This is a genomic window from Escherichia sp. E10V5, from assembly GCF_004212315.1.
GTDB lineage: Bacteria > Pseudomonadota > Gammaproteobacteria > Enterobacterales > Enterobacteriaceae > Escherichia.
On the sequence record NZ_RHJM01000048.1, the window covers coordinates 1 to 1,312 of the forward strand.

The window sequence follows — 1,312 nt, forward strand, 5'->3', positions numbered from 1 at the left end:
TGACCCGTCCTGAATAGCGTTGACACGTTCCTGACTTAAATCCGGAGAACGTGATGATGACAGAGTTCAAACGCACCCAACGTGATTATCCTCTATCCTTTAAAATAGCCGTCGTTGAGCAGGTCGAAAAAGGCGAGATGACCTATAAACAGGCCCAGCTACGATATGGCATTCAGGGGCGCTCCACTGTTCTTGTCTGGCTGCGTAAATATGGTCGGCTTGACTGGAGCCCCGGACTTCCTGATCTGGTAAAGAGGAGACTGCCTGTGGCCCTGACGACTGTCCCGCTGACACCCGAGCAAAGAATCAGGGAACTTGAAGAACAGCTTGAGCTGACAAACCAGAAAGCTGATTTTTTTGAGTCGGTTATTAATGTCCTGAAAAATGATTACGGAGTGAGTATCGTAAAAAAGCGGCCCGGCAAGTCCTCGCGCAAAGTCCGGCCCCAAAAATAACGGTTACGCGCGCATGCCAGTTCCTGGGGCACAGCAGACAGGCATGGTATCAGGACAACACAAGGCGCAGAAAACGGCAGGAGCAGCATGCTCAGGTTCTGAAGTTTGTTGCCCGCGTCAGGTGTCGTCAGCCACGAATCGGTACGCGTAAACTGCACTATCTGCTGAACACCCAGGCCTGTAAAAACCTGGCTATAGGACGGGATCGTCTGTTTAACCTGCTGGACGAAAATCGGCTTCTGGTGCCCGTGAAACGGGCATATCACAAAACCACCAACAGTCATCATCGCTTCTACCAGCATCCAAACCTGCTCAAACCAGGCCCTGAACAGGTTACCGCTCTTGAACCGGAACAGGTCTGGGTCGCCGATATTACCTACCTTCCACTGCGCAGTGGCACGGCCTATCTGAGTCTGGTCACCGATGCCTGCTCCAGAAAAATTATGGGCTATCATGTTGGGGAAAACCTGCAGACGGAAAATGTGGTAAAAGCGTTCAGACAGGCTCTGAGGCTGAGAATAACGACGAGTCCCCTGGTGCATCATTCTGACAGAGGGCAGCAATACTGCTCAGCGCTCTATCAGTCAGTCCATGAAAGAAACGGGATAACCTGTTCAATGACAGATGGTTACGACTGCTACCAGAACGCACTGGCTGAGCGAATAAACGGTATTCTGAAGAATGAGTTTTTACTCTCGCGTCCTGCAGACCTGGCGCAGGCCCGGGAAATGGTCAAAGAGTCCGTGGCAATTTATAACCATGAGCGGCCACATCTGGCTCTGAAATACAAAACGCCCGATGACGTTCATCAGGCGTTTTACAGACAGAAAAGTGTCAACTTATATCAGGACTAGTCA

1 protein-coding gene is annotated in these 1,312 nt (G+C 50.9%); it reads left to right on the forward strand.

What is annotated here, in order from left to right:
* Positions 1-53 precede the first annotated feature (53 nt).
* Positions 54-1,309, forward strand: a protein-coding gene (locus D9738_RS24005; protein ID WP_130261356.1) for an IS3 family transposase whose coding sequence is annotated in 2 segments (ribosomal slippage) — positions 54-405 and positions 405-1,309 — 1,257 coding nt in all. Because the reading frame shifts where the segments join, the coding sequence is not laid out codon by codon here.
* The last annotated feature ends 3 nt before the right edge of the window (positions 1,310-1,312 follow it).